We start from the raw sequence: 18203 nt of genomic DNA on the forward strand, positions 1-18203 counted from the left end.
GTATTAGGGCTAAATAGCCAATTGACTATTTAGCCACTAATTCAAAGTCATCGACGTAATAAACTGCGTCTGGCGTTTTACCTAAGTCAAAAACGAGCCTAGTCACTTCCTCTGTTGCGGTAAACTCCCAAACGACTTGAGACCAATCAGCGGTAACCATAGCTGTAGCGCCATATTGCGGCGTAGTTTCATTGGTAGAAAAACGAACTTCGCCATCAACGGTTCCTTTTATCCAAACCGATGCACTATAAGTAGTGCCTACAACTAAAGTGGTTTCATCACTAACAAGTTGCGATTGATACTCGGCGTTAAAGTCACTGCCATTAGTCACTTTGGCTGAACGTGCACCACTGTGAACTTCAGTAAGTTCTTGCACAATGCCATCACCATTGTTCCACTTGCCCCAATTATCAAAGTCATTGTCTGTACCTAGTTCTAAGTCACCGTTTAACAAGACTGTATCAGCCGATAACATGTAAGCCGGTTCGGCAGCAACAGGAATAAGTTCAACATCATCAATTAGATAAGTAACTGCAGACGCTCCTAAATCCAGAACAACTTGAGTTGCAACATCGTTCGCTGCAAATGTCCAGGTCACTTGTTGCCATGATGTCCCAATCGTTTCATCAGCACCATAAAGTGCACCAGCTTCACTGCTTGTAGAGAAGCGAACTACACCTCCGTCTTCTTCACCTTTTATCCACATTGAAAGCACATATTCATTGCCAACAACTGTTTCTACAGCGTCACTTCCTAATTGTACATCCCAAGGATTCGTGCCGGTACCAACCACTTTCACACCGCGGTTACCACCATGAACATCAGTTGTTTCAGCAGTAACATTTACTGAACCATTCCAAGCCCCCCAGTTTTCAAAACTGTCACCGGCACCCAATTCAAAGTCACCATTTGGTAAAATATTGGTTGGAACGACTACGGCCTCACCATCAATTTTTAGTGAGTCTATATAATAAGATGCTGTTGGAGAGTCGCTTTCAACATAAACAATCACTTGTGTTTCAGGACCATCTGACGCGTGAACATATTCGGCGGTTAATTCAACCCATGCCGTATTATCAACCGATGCATTGGCAATTGTTATGTAGTTATCGCCGCTGTCATCAACAACTTTTAAACTTAACTTCATGTTTTCCGCTGTCTCTTCGACTAACTTCACCCATATTGAAAAGTAATATGTGTCGCCAACAACTAATTTGTCTGTAATTGTATAGATAGGAGCATGCCAGCCTGAAGAACGACCGGTTATCAACGCACTAAAACTCCCTTCTTTAACTTCTGTCGGCTCAAGCGTTAACATCGCATCGCCTTGAGTTGTCCACGGGGCTTGAACGCCAGACTCAAAACCTGAGTTATCAAGTGCGACGCTCGTATCTACAGCGCCACCTGGTTCGAAATCATTATCGATAACCACTAACGAATCGACATAATATTCAACGCCAGCATCTGCACCTTCGATATAAATGTAAGGTTCCGCAGTTTCAGTTCCTATTGGCGCATGAGTATATTCACCAGTTAGCTCAACCCAATCGGTGTTTGTCGCTATCGTTGACCCTATACCGTTATAATGATCACCATCGTCGTCCGCGACTTTGACTGTCAATGAAACATTAGATGAGTCAACATTTGCCATTTTAACCCAAACAGAAACAGTGTAAGTGTGGCCGACAATTAGCTTGTCGCCAAAGGAAATAGCGGCACCATTCCATCCATCTGTTCTATCGGTTACTTTTAAACTAAATGACCCTGCTTTGACTTCAGTTTGTTCGATGGTCAACACAGCTGGACCGTTCCCGAACCATGGGTCGGTGCTACCCGTTTCCAAGTCTGCATTATCTAACGATAATTTGTCAGAGCCCGCTCCAGTGTCTACGTCATCACTAACTGGTGCAATAACCACATCAGCATAACGCGGGGTTACATTAATTTCCTCATCTTCCAATTCTAGAGAACAACCTGTAATTGACAATGCGATTAAAGAACTCAATAAACCAATTTTATAATTTGTACTTATCATTTTTCTACTCACAAATATTATTATAATTATGTCTTTTCAAACTATATAGAGATGAATTTAGAAAAGGTATAGCGATAATCAGGATTAAAAAAAAAGACAAGTTTCAAACTCAAAAACATAATAAATCGACCTAATTTTGTCGGTAAATTACATCCCTAGCGAGTGACAAAAATAAGTATATCTTGCGATATATTGTTTTTAATTTGCGTTTTCTTATAGTTCAATTGACTATTTGGTAAATAAGTACCTAAATACACCTAAGAAATTTGTATTAAAGGTTTATCTGTTAAGCTCTGTTGGGCGTTAGCGATAATTTGCTAAAAGCAGAGACAATAAATGTCACCTGCAAAATATGAATAAAATGTATCCGTCATAATAAATAATAAAGCTAAAATGTGGAGCAAAAGCATGGGGCACGTTGGTCGTAATTCAAAGGGTATTCAAAGACAAATACCTATATTTAAAAAGTCATTAATAGCGATCGCTATTATGAGCTTAAGTACAAATGTCTACAGTCAAGAAGAAGAGAAAAAAACAGAAGCTGAAGACAATGTAGAAGTCATCGAAGTAAAGGGCATGAGGAGCAACTTACTTAACGCGCAAAATTTAAAACGTAATGCTGAAACATTTGTCGATTCCATTACATCTGACGATATCGGTTCTTTACCTGACCGAAGCGTTTTAGAAGCAATGCAACGTTTACCTGGCGTATCGATTGAACGTTTTGCGGCATCAAACGACCCTGATCACTTTAGCTCTGAAGGTTCTGGTGCAGTCGTCCGAGGAATGACTCAAACTCGAAGCGAATTTAATGGTCGAGATTCTTTTACCGCCGACTCAGGCCGTGGATTAAGCTTCCAAGATGTTCCACCTGAAATGATGGCCGGTGTTGATATATACAAAAACCAAACGGCTGACATGATTGAAGGCGGCATTGCCGGAACAATTAGTTTGCGCACCCGTCGTCCATTTGACCAAGCGGGTCGCCAATTGGCGTTTTCTGCCGATTGGACACGTGGTGATATTGCTAAAGAAACCACCCCAACCTTCTCGGGTTTATACAGCGATCGCTGGGATAAAGGTGAACTTGGTGAATTTGGTTTTTTAATTAACTTTTCTAAGTCTCGATTAGAAGCTGACAGCCACGGCATTCAAAATAATGTATTTGAATTCAGACCGTTAAGTAGTTTAAACGGGATGGAAGTCGCGAACCCATATATCTATGACGGTTCGTTTGCCAAATATGCGCCAACCGGTGTACAAATTGGTGATGAAGGTGTCTTAGTACCAACAAGTGCTAACTTAAGCATGAAACAAGATACTCGTGAAAGAACAGGTATTGCAACAGCACTACAATGGCAAAGTGAAGATAGCTCACTTAAAGCAACTGTGCAGTTTTTGCGTTCTGATTCTGTCTTATCTTGGAATGAACATAACATAAATTCAGAATGGCAACCTGGCGATTATAGAGCAGGCGCAATTCCAGGTACTGAGTTTGAATTTGATGACGACGGTGTTTATGAAAGCGGCAGTATCACCGATACATCTGGTGGTTGGCGCGGCGACGCCGAACGTTCGCCTGGTGGTGAAGTTCAAAACTTTGGTTTCAGATTCAATACTGGTAACCGAATTAAGCAGCAACGTACAGAAGTCGACGACATTTCACTTAAAGTTGAATACACGCCGACGGACAACTTGTCACTCGTTTTTGATTTCCAACACATTGTTGCTGAAAAAACAGATGATGACATGAAACTTATGTTTATGACCCACGCGAATCAAAATTGGGACACCACTGGTAGTACCCCAAATCTTGAAATGATCAATCCTTGGTCAGCTGCAACGCAAGAAGAAGTGGATGCTATTGGTGTCGACTATCGTGGTGACAACTACTTTAATGAATTAACTTCATACCATTTTGCTGCGGCGATGGACCATTACGAACGCAGTAAAGGGGTATCAAATGCGCTAAGTATTGATGCAACTTATTCGCTCGACAGTGACTACTTTGTTCAATTGAAATTTGGTGTTCGTCGTGCTGAACGTGAACAAAGAGTCAAATACAGTAAGTACAACTGGGGCTCATTAGGTGCACTTTGGGCTAATCCGGTTTATTTAGATGATCCGCTAATTGATGATATTGCCGGTAGAGCACAGCTTGGTCAAGTTCATGAAGTTGTCGATTGGAGTAATTTCTTCCGCGGCGGTACTGCGACAATTCAAGGTGGAAATACTGCCCTTCATCCGGCAAATGCGATGACCAACAATTACGAAAATTGGGGGGTTATCTTAGAGCCAATGTACTCAGACCGTTGTGGCGACTTTAGACCAGCCGCATCTCGTATATACGAAGATGACTGTTCAAGCCGTTCATTAACGAACCAATTCTTACCACAAGAGATCAGTTATACATCTGAAGGCAATACAGCAGCCTATATTCGTTTAGATTTCGAAAATGACGACTGGGAATATCGTGTTGCCGGTAACATTGGTTTGCGTGCAGTTCGAATTGAAAATACCACTCGTGGTACTACGTCATTTCCTGAGCAGCTGACTCAATATCCTGCACCTGAAGGTTGGGATCCGTTAAATTATAATCCTGAAGATTACAATTTATTTGCAACAAGTTCTCGGTTCTTAGAACAAACAATTAACTATATGTCTGAAGATTTTAGAAACTTTGCAAATGGTGCATTAGTGCCTAATGAAGCATCACAAAGTTACACTAAATATTTACCAAGCTTTAACATTAAAGTTGAATTAACAGACGATCTACTTGCACGTTTTGCCGTGTCAAAAGCCATTGCATTGCCAGATATTGGTAACTTGAGAAACAATACAACGATTGGTGTTTTGGGTCATAACTTAGAAGCCGACAGATTGCCGGCCTATTGGAATGCAGAAAATCCGCATCCAGACGCCCCATCAGATTCTACAACCGGTTTACCGGTTGATGCGAGTGGCAATGATTTAGAACAAAACTTAATGATCGACCCTGAAAGTGCCCGAATTAACGGTTGGACAGCATCATCAGGTAACCCATTCTTAAAACCAATGGAATCAGTACAATGGGATGCGTCATTTGAATGGTATTACGATGACGTTGGTTCTTTAACCACCTCGTTCTTTTATAAAGATCTAACCAACTTCTTTATTAATGGCGGCACGGTAAGAGAATTTACCAATCCAGAAACAGGCGTTACTCAGCAAGTTGACGTAAGTGGCCCGACAAATGGTGGCAAAGGTTCGATGAAAGGTGTTGAAATTAACTATCAACAATTCTTCGATATGTTGCCAGGTGCGTGGAGCGGCTTAGGAATGCAAGCAAACTATACGTATATTAAAACGGAAGGAACGCCAAACGCTAACTTAGACAGCACAGATATTGGTGATGCTCAAGACCTTAACCAAGATGGTAAGTTAGATGATGCCGACAAACGTGATACAAACGGTGACGGTAACTTAGAGTATGTATACGGCAACGTAGGTAGCGAAAGCTATGCATTGCAATCGTCACTACCACTGCAAGGTCAATCTGAACATACAGCGAACTTAATTTTGATGTATGAAAAAGACGATTGGTCAGCTCGTGTTGCTTACAACTGGCGCTCTGAGTACCTTGTAACGTCGCGCGATACAATCAGTAAATTACCGGTTTGGACGGGTGACTCTGGGTATATGGACGGTTCGATTTTCTATCAAATCAATGACCAACTTAAAATCGGTGTTCAAGGTGTTAACTTGTTAAATACGCAAACTGAAACGTATATGCAAGTTGATAACAAGTTGAAACTACATCGCTCATGGTTAGTTAATGACCGACGTTACTCTTTCATTGTTAGAGGTACGTTCTAATTCAAACATTGAATTAGTTGTTCATGGAAGCACACCCTAGGGTGTGCTTTTTGTGTTATAAATAATGAAAAAATTCATTTAATAGAATTACTAAAGGTTTCAAACGTGTCCGATAAAAGAATCAAAAACATTATTATTTTAGGTGGTGGTACTGCAGGTTGGATGACAGCTGCCACCATGGGCAAATTACTAAAACAAAACTACTGCAATATCCGCTTAATCGAGTCTGATGATATTTCCACAGTAGGTGTTGGCGAAGCAACGATACCGCAAATCCAAATATTTAATCGGACTTTAGGTATCGACGAAAATGAATTTATTAAACGCACTCAAGGTACATTCAAACTCGGAATTGAGTTTGTTAACTGGGGTCAAATTGGCGACAAATATACCCATGCTTTTGGTGAAATTGGCCAGAACATTGACGGTATTCCGTTTTTTCATTATTGGTGGAAAATGCGCCAGAAAAACAAAGTACCGGATATTGGAGCCTATTCCTTAAACACCATCGCAGGCCATCAAAATAAGTTTATGCGGTCAATCGACGCTGGCAATTCGCCCTTGTCGAACATTGCCTACGCCTACCAATTTGACGCCGGATTATATGCGAAATTTTTACGTGAGTACTCTGAACAACGCGGCGTTATACGCTCAGAAGGAAAAGTGGTTGAAACACGTCTTCGCGAAAGTGACGGATTTATTGAGTCACTTGTACTAGAAAGTGGCGAAGTAGTAGCAGGTGATTTATTTATCGACTGCTCAGGCGGCAGAGCCGTACTGATAGAAGGAGCTTTAAAAACGGGATTTGACGACTGGAGCCATTGGCTACCCTGCGATAGTGCATGGGCCGTGCCGTGCGAACGTACTGAGCCGTTAAAGCCCTACACCTCTTCGACAGCCCATACGGCTGGATGGCAATGGCGCATTCCCCTTCAACATCGTACGGGTAATGGTCATGTATTTAGCAGTAAGTTTATGAGTGACGAGGAAGCGCTCGATATATTAATGAATAACTTGGACGGTAAACCGCTGGCCGAACCGAGACTATTAAAATTTTCCACCGGACGACGTAAAAAATCATGGAATAAAAACTGTGTTGCTATCGGTTTATCTAGCGGTTTTTTTGAACCCATAGAGTCCACTAATATTCATTTAGTGCAAACCGCGATTGCTAGGCTTATGGTCTTTTTCCCTGATCTCGAATTTAATCAACATGACATCGATGCCTACAACCAACAAACCGACTTTGAATATTGCAGTATCAGAGACTTTATCATCCTGCATTATAAAGCCACAGAACGTGATGACTCGGCATTTTGGAACCATTGTAGAACTATGTCGATCCCGGATAGTCTGCAACAAAAAATTGATCAATTTAGTGCTAACGGCAATATCATTCGCAATAATATGGAATTGTTTAACCCAACAAGTTGGCTTGAAGTTTTTCATGGGCAACGTATCCACCCTAAGGGCTACCACCCGCTTGTAGACTCAATTCCAGAGGAAGAACTTGAACGAAGATTAACCTTTATTCAAAGTGTTATTACAAAGTCTGTTGAGGTTATGCCAACACAACAGGAATTTATTCATCAGCACTGCTTGGCACCAAAAATGGACAACGAAAAATCATAATACTATGCGGGTCAAACGCAATAGCACTCTTACTGTAAATACGAAATCATGGAATTCAATCAACAACGCAGTAAGAGTTTATTCGTATGTTAAAAAACATCAAAAAGACGTTAGGTTTAGTTTCAGCCTCATGTTTGTTATTGGCGCTAAATGCCAATGCACTTTCAAAGCCACCAATCGCCGAGGGCAATGCTAAATTTCTAGGTAATGTCTATGCCGGAGCGCAAGTGCAAGACTTTGCCGACTACTGGAATCAAGTTACACCTGAAAACGCCGGAAAATGGGGCAGCGTAGAACGCACTCGTGACGTTATGAACTGGAACGAGCTAGATAAGGCTTATGCGCTGGCAGTAAACAACGATATCCCTTTTAAACTTCATGTATTAATCTGGGGAAACCAACAACCCGGTTGGATGGATACACTCCCTAAAGACGAACAACTTGCAGAGATTGAAGAATGGTTTGCTGCGTTGGCAAATAGATATAGTGACATTGATTTTATCGAGGTTGTTAATGAGCCGCTGAATGCGCCACCAAATGGTGACAACCCAAGATTTAGTTCGTCCCCGGCGGCAAATTACAGCGAAGCATTAGGCGGCGACGGAACAACAGGTTACGACTGGATCATAAAATCCTTCGAACTCGCCCGTCATTACTTTCCAGACAGTAATTTATTGATCAATGAATACGGCATTATCAATGAAACCAATCTCACAAAAGAATATGTAAAAATAGTTAACTTGCTAAAAGAACGTGACCTAATTGACAGTGTAGGCTTTCAAGCACACGCATTCTCAACAACAGGGGCGAGCTCAAATCTCAAAAATAACCTAGACTTACTTGCCGCAACCGGATTAGATATTTATGTCACAGAGCTGGATATAGATGGCACCGACGACGCTGTCCAGTTAGCGTCATATAAACGCCTATTCCCTATCTTTTGGGACCATTCTGCCGTAAAAGGTATTACCTTGTGGGGCTGGCGTCCAGGCTTGTGGCGTGATGCTGAAGGCGCCTACTTAATAGACAAAAGTGGTAATGAACGCCCAGCTTTACTATGGCTTAAATCCTATATCAACGACGATATCCCAACCATAAATGCCGACCAAATGTTTACCATTAAAGAAGATGCAGCAGCGTTAGCATCTGTCGGCCAACTCTCCTTTACCGACACGACAAATGTGATTACTGGCTTCACTATTAATAACAATACATCTCCATTTGTTATTGATGATGAAGGTAACATTACATTAAGTTCTACTGGTAGTTTAGATTATGAATCTACTAGCTCTTACACTTTATCGGTGTCGGCTATGGGTGACTTTGGCTCGACATTAGCAGTGACCGTTACAGTCAACATTATCGATATCACAGAAGCTGTGACGCCTGAACTAGAGCCAGAATCATCTTCTAGTTCTGGCGGCTCAATGTCATGGTCTTTACTATTATCGCTATTCTTAACAAGGCTTGTAATCACAAAACGTAAAGCATAAAAATAAGATGGTATTGCACCCACAAAAAAGCCGACGTAGGAAATCAATTCCTACGTCGGCTTTTTATTCTAACTGTCAAAACAGCTGGAAATTCACTGCCTAATTAATACTATTAAAACGGCATCTTCATACCAGAAGAAACTGGGGTTTTACTGAGTGCTGATAAGTGCTGAAAGCCCATGATTACTGGGTGCTAATTTTTCACATAATTGAGAAACATTAAAAAACACTGAATTTTTGACCCCTATTTGACCCCCGCTTTGTGAGAAAAACTTTGGCAAGCTCTAGGTTATACTTACCAAAAATTAAGTTTAGATTAATCGATTTTAAAAGTTATTCCAAAATGATCATACTAAAGAACAGAGAAATTGACTAACGAATAGCTCCTCGGACATTCAAGCTGTAAAACGCTCATCGAATTTTTTAATTTTAACTGATAGCCGTTATTGCTTAAAAATCTAAAAATATTTGTTAATGAATTCTAAAAAAACTCGCGCGCTTGTATAGCATGCGTAATCATGATATCCGCCAGACTTTTGCTCGTCACCAAAGTCACAGACTGATTTCATCGACACACATAAAGGTCTTGGTTCTTCAGTAAGTGCCGCTGCAGTATATAAAGCGTAGCTTTCCATTTCTAAGCCTACTAAATTTTTATGCTCATCTATAATCGAGTTAACCAAATGAGTCAGAGAGAAGATACTGGCTAAACTATAAAACCGTGGCCAATTTAACTTGACCACTTGTATGTAACGTTTCCTGGTGCATTATTTGAGTTAACTGTTGGCCCCTGATTGATGAAAAACGGGCTTAAAACGGTTTGATTTTACTTTATTGACCTATTTGCTTATTTACTGTGTATTAACTTTTAGCAAAACGATAATCTCTGAGATTCATACGTCAATAACAATTAAGTTATTGATTTCTTTTCATTAAAATATTTGTGAGATCATCTGTAGCATCATCACCTTTACTGCCACCGATATTGGTCAATGAAATGACAATGAGTTGTGATTTAGTGTTAAAACCTACCTTGGCATACCACATGGTGTTGGTTCCCATATGTGATAGATTGTTTGATGAGTCTACATACCAGCCCATAGCGTATCCACTATTACCGTATGGTTGGTGTAATTCCTCGAAACTCGAGCTGCTTAAATAGTTTTCATCGCCGTTCGCTCCTAACAAATGGGCATTAGTAAATTTTAATAGTGAAGATAAGCTCATATGTATTGTTCCAGCAGGTCCCATTACAGGTGGATTGTCAGAAAATTTGTCCATCGGTGCTACGGAAAAAATACCGCTTTTACTTAAATGACCATAAGGCTGGGAATAATTATAACCTGAGTCTGGAGCGCCAAAACCGGCATCATACATTTCAAGGGGAATAAACACTTCGTTCGTAATTAGTTGTTCCCAAGGCGTACCTGTCAAATGCTCTAACATGCTTGCTAAAACTACATACCCCGAATTGGTATATGAAAATTTACCGACACTTCCTGTTGATTCTGTTAATAAACTCTTTGTTAGTTCAAGTCTCTGTATGGTTATTTCCTGATTGTCATGGAAATAATCTCCCCAGCCACTCACTTTGGTAATGTCAGACATTAACCCAGCGTGGTGTGTTAGTAGTTGACGCACTGTTGTATGTCGATACTTTTGAGGAATATTCATTATCGCTGGCGAAAAAACGTCACTGAGAGTGGTTTCCCAAGATAAAACGTTTTGCTCTATTAACCTTGCTGTTAATGTTGCTGTTATTGATTTGGTGATTGAGCCTAAATGCCATAAATCATCAATTGTAACTTCTTCTGTACTATCTACACTACGAAGTCCTGTTACCCCCAGTTCTTGCATTGTACCATTTTGCCAAATTAAGCCTGCTAATGACGGAACACCGTGTGATGTTTTTAACTGGGCAAATAGTTCTTCTGTTGAAAGGTTCGCATCTTTACAGGTTTTACAAGTTTTTGGGGCTTGTTCATCAGCGCAACCAAATATCAAAAGAATGGTACTAAATAATATAATTTTTAAAATTAATTTATACTTGATCATAAATAATGTTCCTTACGCAAAAGAGTTTTGTAATCACAGGAAAAGAAGATTACTTTTAGCGAATAACAAAAAATAAGGCTTTGGCGTTAGGTGAGAGTTTTATGAGGAAATTATTAGTTGTTATAAATCAGTGAATTATCTTTGCCTTTTTGATGTCGGATTGCTTTTGTCTTTGAACAGAAAATATGGATGTATCACCTGAATGAGTAATCGAAAACAGCTCGTTGGTGTCATTAGGTAACTGAACAAGCTCTCTCGGTAAGTAATTATCAATAGAGGTTACTCGTAACGATTTATAGGGTTGAGTTTGCCTGAAATACAGCTTGTTATCTGCCAACACCCAATAGTCGTTTTTAGGGAAATTTTTAAATAATTGAGAACTAGTTTGGGATGTTATATCAAAGGTAAATAATCCTTCCATATGAGGCTTGCTATATAGCAGCGTGGACTCGTCTAGTTGTTTAACTAACCAAGCAGGGTGAGGGATAACAGGGCTTATGTTGGTTGTTTTTGATTTAAATGGCACTTGAAAGGTTTGCCAATCACCACTAACAATTGATGAAAAGTAAATTGTTTCGCCATCTAAGCTAAATGAAGGATAGAAAATACCAAAGTCAGCGATTGTTACTAACATTTTGATGCCCCTCTTTAGGTGATATGCTTCAATTTTATTTTGACTTGTCACTAACAACCATTCATTGTTAGGCGACCAAACGAGTTGCCTGTACTCAGTATATTCTTTGGTACTTGTTAGTTGAGTTTCCTTTTTATTGGTTAAATTTTTAAGCCATATTTGAGGTGTGCCCGTTTTATTTGAAACGTAGGATAATGTTTTACCGTCCGATGAAATAGTGGGGAGGAGTTCAGTATATTGTGTGGTTAATTTTTTTAACTGACTATTTCGGTTTATGATTATGTCGCCATAATTAGGATCTGAAACACTAAAAAAAGCATCAGTATTACTTTCTGGCGAAAGGTTGTAGTTCCAGCCGAATGTATTAGTTAAAAGTGGTGTCGATTGCTCTTTTTTAGGATCATAGCTAACCAGCACGTCATTACCTGAATTTAACCAGATTTGTTCTGAGTTAGGGCTAAAGTAAGCTTTGTAATAGCGAGATTGTATTGAGAGTAATGATTCAAGTTGGTTTGTCTGAAGGTTCAAGCTGACAAATTCAGTATTTGACCAAAACGAGTCTCGTAAAATAAGTAGTTTTTCTTGTGCTAAATCAAGGCTGATAAAGTTATCCCCTAAACCCTCTTTTTCTGGGGTGGTAAGTTGCTTAATTTTATTAGACGTTAAGTTTAATTTATAAACTGCATACTTATTATCGTCAATTTTATCAGTAAAATATAAAGTATTGGTTGCTTGATGATAGGCAAGACTCGTTGCCGACATTCCGTCACATTGGTGAAGTGTTTTGTGTAATGTCACCAGCGCTTGAAGCGACTGTAAATCGTATGAGTTTATTGTACAGCGGAAATCGTTGTTGTTTTTTTCGACTTTAACGGCAAATATTTTTTCAATGTTGTCTCCCCAAATAGCATTCACATAATTCGCCTTGTCATGGGTTAATCGGTGCACTGCATTTTGAGCATTTAAGTCTGCAATATAGAGTTGAAAGGTACTATCAGAAGTATTTGCTTTATGCCTAAATAGCAGTAAATTTCCTTCAGGAGATAATCTAGGATCTTCTTCTGCGCCATCTAAATTCGTTATATTTTGAATATTTTCTAACTTAGTTAAGCTATCAACTTGGCTTTGGAAATAAAACAAACTAAGCAATGAAATCACAAAAATCGTTAATATCAAATAATTCGTATTGATAAAGCGAGGTCTTTGCTTTGCTATCATACTCTGTGAAGAAGTGGGCTTTGTGTTTTCATCAACATACTTAATACTTACGTTGTTCATAACAACATTACTTTTAACAATATTGGGGGCGGGTAAAAATTGGTAACCTTTCTTTGGATAGGTTTTTATAAAGGTAGGCGCTTTGGGGTGATCGTCTAAAGCTTTTCGTAATTGAGATATAGCCCAACTAATAGAATTATCGGTTATTACTGAATCTTGCCAAACGTCTTTAATTAACTCATCTTTTGAGATAACCCGTTGCGGGTTTTGCAAAAAATACAACAATAAGTCTGCTACTTTCGGCTCTAGGTATGTTTCTTGGTTCGTCTGAATATTTAATAAAGTACGTGTCTCCGAGAAAAAGTGATAGTTTAAAAACTCATAGCAGGAAACTGACATTATATTATTTCTCTAGTTTAATTATTCGATATTATCTTTAAAGTCACACAAATATTCAATGATAGAAGCATTAAAGCGAGGCTAGACCCAGTACAAATGTAACGGCTAAGTAAGCTATTACACTGGTGGGGTGAGTGCAGAGTAGAAAATGCCTTTGCAGACTCTGATCAATGAACCTTTTTTCACAACGTCAGATAAAAATTTAGTGAATTTAGCGTCTACGGTTTTGTTCAACATATAAGCAAGCTCAGCGGTATCATAGACTGAACCACCAGCTTTATTAGACTTAGATATTTCACTCAATAGTAAATTTAGACTCAAACGGTATACACTTTGTAACTTTTTTAGTTATGAACTGTATACCAATAAATTGTAAATCCAAATTCTAATTCACTATGTGAGTTTACCTTCATAAGATTTGGGCTGTTGTAATACTAGGTTTGAATGCTGCTTCAGTTTTCAACAGAACTGTATGCACTTTCACAAATTATCCCTCTCAGCAAATACAACTTATATGTTGTAACACTTACCAAAAACAACATTTATGTTGTCAAATTGTAAAATACAATATATAAGTTGTACTATTATCTATAAACAATAATTAAGTTGTTTTATGAAAACCTTAAATGAACTAAGCGACTTTCTAATACAAGAGCGAAAATCTCGTCAATTGTCTCAGAAGGATATGCGTATGCTTATTGGAATGTCTCAGCAGCAATATCAACGCGTAGAGTCTGGTCAAGATCTTAAAGTATCAACCTTACTTCGTATTCTATCTGGTTTAAGCATGGAACTAACCGTTGTAGATCCTGCCGCCAATCAAAAAGACACAACAACCTCACTGCCGCCAGACACCGAAAGTATTTGGGCTAGCAAACATAAACACCTAGAGGATTAGGCTAGTGAATACAAAACGAATAGAACATGTTGAAGGTCTGAGTCTGAGTATTGGTAACCAAGAAATAGGAGTTATTTCTCATTACTCTGGTGGCAAGAACATTTTAGTCTTTTCCCCAAACTATATCGCATTACCTGCTAACAAGCGCAATACATTTACCATGTCGCAACTGATAGATGAGCGTCTCTTACAAGAGCCATTAATTAGTTCCCAACGTATGCCGCCTGTATTATCGAATCTGCTTCCAGAGGGAGCATTGAGAGAGTGGATGTCTCAATCGCTTAAAATTCATACCGAAAATGAGTTTCCTTTAATGGCTCATATGGGAGGAAGTTTACCAGGTGGTATAGTTGCATCACCGATTCTAGCAGGCCAGCTCCCACAATGGGCACTAGACCACCGTGATCAAGTTGAAGCCATACAAGTTAATGTTGAACACCAACAAAATAAGTTCTCTCTTGCTGGCGTACAGATGAAATTTTCTTCAGTCCGCAACAAAGACGGAAGATTCAATATAGGCGACGATGCTAATCACGACAGTTGGATCATCAAAACACCATCCACTGTTCACAAGTTTGTACCTTACAACGAATATACGGCGATGCGGCTTGCTGAAGCGGTAGGTGTTGATATACCAGAAATAAAACTCGTTGAGCTGTCAGAGTTAGATAATTTACCAGACATCCAACTCCCAAATGAGAAACATGCTTACGCCATAAAACGATTTGATAGAGAGAGTGGGCAAAGGATCCATACCGAAGATTTTGCACAAATATTCCAAGTCTATTCTCATGAGAAATATAAAAAGCATAATTATGAACAAATCGCCGACGCTCTATACTCATATAGCCATCAAGCCTTAAAAGACGTCCAACAAATGGCGCGACGTCTACTTGTAAACATATTGCTCGCTAATGGTGACGCACACCTTAAAAACTGGTCAGTGATATATACCAATTCTCAACGACCTAGCATTTCCCCTGCCTATGACATAGTTTCTACTCTGCCATATGTGAAAGGTGAGACCGAATTTGCACTCAACATGGCCAAAAATAAAAATTGGTATCAAGCAAATATGAGCTCATTTGAAATCTGGTCTAAGCGGGTTGGCATGCCTTGGCAAGCCATTAAAGTACACCTCATAGACGTCATGAACAACGCTCGAACTGAATGGCCTAAATTGCTAAAAGAGCTCCAAATGGACCAAGAACATAAGGACATATTGAGGCGCCACTGGTCACAATTGCATGACGATTTTAGACTATAAATATTTATAAAATGAGATGAGATATGCCAGCTAGAAAAGTAAAAGCGCTAACTAGAACTCTCGAAATGTTGAAGGTGGTTCCGGTAAGTCCAAAAGCACTCACTAAAAAAGAAATACATAATCAATTACTAGCATACGACCCAGACATTACGATTAGAACAGTTCAGCGAGATCTGATGGGATTAACGGATGTAATGGGACTTTCATTTTTTGATTCTCCAGATGGATACCTGTGGCAATTCGCGTTCGATTCACCAAATCAATTTATTCCAGCCATCACCAAAGAAGAAGCTCTATCGTTAAAGTTGGTGCAGAAATTATAAAAAATACTCATACCACTTGATTAGTTCACAACTAGCTTTGGCTTTCAGTAAATCTCGATTTTTTCATGTTGTTCTCCATCTAGGGTTACTTTAAATGGAAAACTCTATTTTTAACATTCTGATTTTATGAGGGGGTTACACAATGTCCGCAGGTGTGTGCGGCCAAAACGGCCGGGCATGAGCGTATCCAATTTATCTAATAATGTGATGGGCTGCAGTTTTGGATCCTCTTTAAGTAACGGCACTAAGTGTTCTTCAAATGCGCCTTCAAAAGGGTCTTTACGTGTACGATATTTTCTAGGTGGTTTTGAGACTAAAAGCTGACCTGACTCGATACGACAAGCGGAACGTTCTGAGATACCAGCTTTAGCGGCTGCTTTTACTTGCTTATGTTCCTGACGATAAGACATATATAAATTAACCTGTTGTTTGGTGATGGGTTTTCCAGAAATACCTTTCTCAAATAAATTAGATACGTTTGGAGCTTACCAAAACCGGTCAAGCTAATTGTCGCGAACCGGCCAAGTTAATTGTCGCCTAATAGTGCTTATTTCTTTTATATGAACAAGTCATATATTTTACTTATTATCATCCCACTGGTTTAAAAAATCAGCTAAAACATCGCCGTGACAATTGTCGGGTTTACAGAAACACCCCAAGCGTTTACCAGCTAATTTAAATACTTCTTTTTTCTCTTTTTTAGGAAACTTCTCAAAATCAAAGTCGTATTTATACTTTCTAATTACTTCTTCTCTGTCTTCACCCTCTTCAAACATTGAGTAAGGATTACCCCAGTATGACCCTCTCCCGATATACTCATAACTTGGTGTGCTTTTTTCTGATTGATACTTGGTTTCACGTTTTATATTAATAACCCTTGTTAATTTTATCCTTATTAATCTTATTGGCTTATCATTTAAGGTTAATAACTTTGTTTCTTCGGAAAATTCTTCACCATCGTCAAAAATAATGGCATGTGTTATGCTATCTACCGTCCAAGTATCCACTTTATTGCTAACAATCTGACTAGAGCTTTCAGCACATATTTTTTGTATAAATTGGTTGGGATCATCAGAAAAAACAATCTCAACTTCTCCTAAGTTAGAAGTTATTTTTTGCACCTTTCTTGTAAACTTTGAATAACAGTTAAAAAGGCTTGGATAAAGTATTAAGACACTGTTCATTAGTATAAATGTTTCACTTTTAGTTCTAAGTTTGAGTGCTCGTTAAGATAACGTATAACCAAGCTTCGATGACACAAATGAGGTTCATGCTCACTGCAAAGTAAGCAACCATCCTCTAATAATGTTGGCGTAATTAACTTTTCAATATTTCTCTGGCTCATGAGATTTAGAAATTTGTCTTCATAGACATTCCAAGACATTTCGCCTTTTTTGTATGCAGATAATATACCTTTCGTCGGAGCCAATTCTGGCAAATGAACGTAATCAGCTCCACAAAGTTCTTTTAAAAAAAAGTTAAGATCATCTCTTTTCGCAAAGCCTGCTAGCTGTGAGACATTGTTCAACCTAACGTCAATGAGTGTTTTAACATCAGATTCTCGCAAGAAAGTAAAAAATGTTTCCGCATTTTTTTTCGTAAAGCCAATGGTATATAAATTCATCATGTCCCCCTCAGAAAATAGTCGCAATTAATTTGTAGTAATTACCTTCAAACTCTTCTCCTAAACTAATACAAAGTATCCCTTTAATATCACCTTTATCTTGAACAAGAACGTCGAAACTTGGGTCAGTCACAGGTAAATCATACCCACAACCATTGTATATGAAAGATGCTCTTCGTTTATTAAACGGACTAACATACAGCCTTAAATTTCCCACTTGCACTAAATATAAGCTCTGAGAAACAACCAGTTGACCTGATTTGATAAGCTCATACCTTACCCTATCATCTTTCCCCCATAAATCTGATGGATGGTCTAAATAATTGATAATATGATGGTCGTCTAAGGTGTAGTTTTGCTTCCAAACACTACCATCAATCAAGTAATTTTCAGGTTGGTTTATCAATGGAACATGAGCTGAAAGACCGATAGTTACTTTTTGTAAAGGCTTAACGTTAAAGGTTCCATGAGGATTACGGCACTTAGCTTGGCTATGTGTTAATTCTTTTCCGTCACTGTCCGACACTGGTCTAACCCAACGCTTACCGTCTAATGTCTTGCCAGCAACACAATGCTGACCGTGTTTAATAGAGTTTGCAAAAATTACTGTTTGTATCGATTGTTGGTTCATTAATAATGGCACTCCGAAGTTAATAACTTCTTAAGCAGTGCCAAAATCAAACCAAAAACAAAATACCTATATAATTCAGATGGATACCAATATAACAAGCAGTGACGCAGACTTAAAATGGTAACAATATTTATTAAAA

General features: G+C 38.9%; 15 protein-coding genes. 6 read left to right on the forward strand and 9 right to left on the reverse strand.

Features of this window, described 5'->3' with window-relative positions:
• Positions 1 to 25: 25 nt before the first annotated feature.
• Entirely contained in the window at positions 26 to 2035 is a 2010-nt protein-coding gene (locus Q4575_RS04630) for a carbohydrate binding domain-containing protein (protein WP_303521463.1), read from the reverse strand.
• 489 nt (positions 2036 to 2524) lie between these two features.
• Here Q4575_RS04630 and Q4575_RS04635 point away from each other — a divergent pair, with 489 nt between their 5' ends.
• From Q4575_RS04635 to Q4575_RS04645, 3 genes are all read left to right on the forward strand, one after another.
• A complete protein-coding gene (locus tag Q4575_RS04635) occupies positions 2525 to 5890 on the forward strand; it encodes a TonB-dependent receptor (protein WP_303521464.1) in 3366 nt (1121 codons plus the stop codon).
• A 105-nt stretch (positions 5891 to 5995) separates the two neighbouring features.
• Complete coding sequence (locus Q4575_RS04640; protein ID WP_303521465.1) at positions 5996 to 7522, forward strand: tryptophan halogenase family protein; 1527 nt, start codon at positions 5996 to 5998, stop codon at positions 7520 to 7522.
• An 86-nt stretch (positions 7523 to 7608) separates the two neighbouring features.
• Positions 7609 to 9015 (forward strand): endo-1,4-beta-xylanase, encoded by a 1407-nt coding sequence (locus Q4575_RS04645; protein ID WP_303521466.1) that lies wholly within the window; start codon positions 7609 to 7611, stop codon positions 9013 to 9015.
• A 458-nt stretch (positions 9016 to 9473) separates the two neighbouring features.
• On the opposite strand, the gene Q4575_RS04650 is transcribed toward Q4575_RS04645, so the two are convergent.
• From Q4575_RS04650 to Q4575_RS04665, 4 genes are all read right to left on the reverse strand, one after another.
• On the reverse strand, positions 9474 to 9758 hold the full coding sequence (locus Q4575_RS04650) for a hypothetical protein (RefSeq protein ID WP_303521467.1): 285 nt from the start codon (positions 9756 to 9758) through the stop codon (positions 9474 to 9476).
• A gap of 172 nt (positions 9759 to 9930) precedes the next feature.
• A complete protein-coding gene (locus Q4575_RS04655; RefSeq protein WP_272182087.1) occupies positions 9931 to 11070 on the reverse strand; it encodes a serine hydrolase in 1140 nt (379 codons plus the stop codon).
• 127 nt (positions 11071 to 11197) lie between these two features.
• Positions 11198 to 13321, reverse strand: a complete 2124-nt coding sequence (locus Q4575_RS04660) for a winged helix-turn-helix domain-containing protein (protein ID WP_303521468.1) — start codon at positions 13319 to 13321, stop codon at positions 11198 to 11200.
• Between the two features lie 117 nt (positions 13322 to 13438).
• Positions 13439 to 13642, reverse strand: coding sequence for a hypothetical protein (locus tag Q4575_RS04665; RefSeq protein ID WP_303521470.1), 204 nt, complete (start codon positions 13640 to 13642; stop codon positions 13439 to 13441).
• 292 nt (positions 13643 to 13934) lie between these two features.
• On the opposite strand from Q4575_RS04665, the gene Q4575_RS04670 reads away from it, so the two are divergent.
• The 3 genes from Q4575_RS04670 to Q4575_RS04680 are packed head-to-tail and all read left to right on the forward strand — an operon-like array spanning position 13935 to position 15809.
• Complete coding sequence (locus Q4575_RS04670; RefSeq protein ID WP_303521472.1) at positions 13935 to 14219, forward strand: helix-turn-helix domain-containing protein; 285 nt, start codon at positions 13935 to 13937, stop codon at positions 14217 to 14219.
• A 4-nt stretch (positions 14220 to 14223) separates the two neighbouring features.
• Positions 14224 to 15486 carry a type II toxin-antitoxin system HipA family toxin gene (locus Q4575_RS04675; protein ID WP_303521473.1) on the forward strand — a complete coding sequence of 421 codons (1263 nt, stop codon included), beginning with the start codon at positions 14224 to 14226 and terminating at the stop codon, positions 15484 to 15486.
• Positions 15487 to 15509: 23 nt separating this feature from the next.
• Positions 15510 to 15809: a hypothetical protein gene (locus tag Q4575_RS04680; protein WP_303521474.1), complete on the forward strand. Its 300-nt coding sequence runs from the start codon at positions 15510 to 15512 to the stop codon at positions 15807 to 15809.
• Positions 15810 to 15919: 110 nt separating this feature from the next.
• On the opposite strand, the gene Q4575_RS04685 is transcribed toward Q4575_RS04680, so the two are convergent.
• The 4 genes from Q4575_RS04685 to Q4575_RS04700 form a co-directional block, all read right to left on the reverse strand.
• Entirely contained in the window at positions 15920 to 16219 is a 300-nt protein-coding gene (locus Q4575_RS04685; protein ID WP_303521475.1) for a hypothetical protein, read from the reverse strand.
• A gap of 168 nt (positions 16220 to 16387) precedes the next feature.
• Positions 16388 to 16930 carry a DUF4326 domain-containing protein gene (locus Q4575_RS04690; protein ID WP_303521477.1) on the reverse strand — a complete coding sequence of 181 codons (543 nt, stop codon included), beginning with the start codon at positions 16928 to 16930 and terminating at the stop codon, positions 16388 to 16390.
• Between the two features lie 62 nt (positions 16931 to 16992).
• Entirely contained in the window at positions 16993 to 17433 is a 441-nt protein-coding gene (locus Q4575_RS04695; RefSeq protein ID WP_303521478.1) for a DUF488 family protein, read from the reverse strand.
• 10 nt (positions 17434 to 17443) lie between these two features.
• The gene (locus Q4575_RS04700) at positions 17444 to 18064 is read right to left on the reverse strand and encodes a hypothetical protein (RefSeq protein WP_303521479.1); all 621 of its coding nucleotides are present in this window, start codon (positions 18062 to 18064) and stop codon (positions 17444 to 17446) included.
• Positions 18065 to 18203: the final 139 nt, after the last annotated feature.

The sequence above is a fragment of the Psychrosphaera sp. 1_MG-2023 genome (assembly GCF_030548245.1).
GTDB lineage: Bacteria > Pseudomonadota > Gammaproteobacteria > Enterobacterales > Alteromonadaceae > Psychrosphaera > Psychrosphaera algicola.

Excerpts from the sequence above, each read along its gene's own strand:
- Q4575_RS04630 (WP_303521463.1), bottom strand. The coding sequence starts at position 2,035 with ATGATAAGTACAAATTATAAAATTGGTTTATTGAGTTCTTTAATCGCA.
- Q4575_RS04635 (WP_303521464.1), top strand. The coding sequence starts at position 2,525 with ATGAGCTTAAGTACAAATGTCTACAGTCAAGAAGAAGAGAAAAAAACA.
- Q4575_RS04645 (WP_303521466.1), top strand. The coding sequence starts at position 7,609 with ATGTTAAAAAACATCAAAAAGACGTTAGGTTTAGTTTCAGCCTCATGT.
- Q4575_RS04655 (WP_272182087.1), bottom strand. The coding sequence starts at position 11,070 with ATGATCAAGTATAAATTAATTTTAAAAATTATATTATTTAGTACCATT.
- Q4575_RS04660 (WP_303521468.1), bottom strand. The coding sequence starts at position 13,321 with ATGTCAGTTTCCTGCTATGAGTTTTTAAACTATCACTTTTTCTCGGAG.
- Q4575_RS04670 (WP_303521472.1), top strand. The coding sequence starts at position 13,935 with ATGAAAACCTTAAATGAACTAAGCGACTTTCTAATACAAGAGCGAAAA.
- Q4575_RS04680 (WP_303521474.1), top strand. The coding sequence starts at position 15,510 with ATGCCAGCTAGAAAAGTAAAAGCGCTAACTAGAACTCTCGAAATGTTG.
- Q4575_RS04685 (WP_303521475.1), bottom strand. The coding sequence starts at position 16,219 with ATGTCTTATCGTCAGGAACATAAGCAAGTAAAAGCAGCCGCTAAAGCT.
- Q4575_RS04695 (WP_303521478.1), bottom strand. The coding sequence starts at position 17,433 with ATGAATTTATATACCATTGGCTTTACGAAAAAAAATGCGGAAACATTT.
- Q4575_RS04700 (WP_303521479.1), bottom strand. The coding sequence starts at position 18,064 with ATGAACCAACAATCGATACAAACAGTAATTTTTGCAAACTCTATTAAA.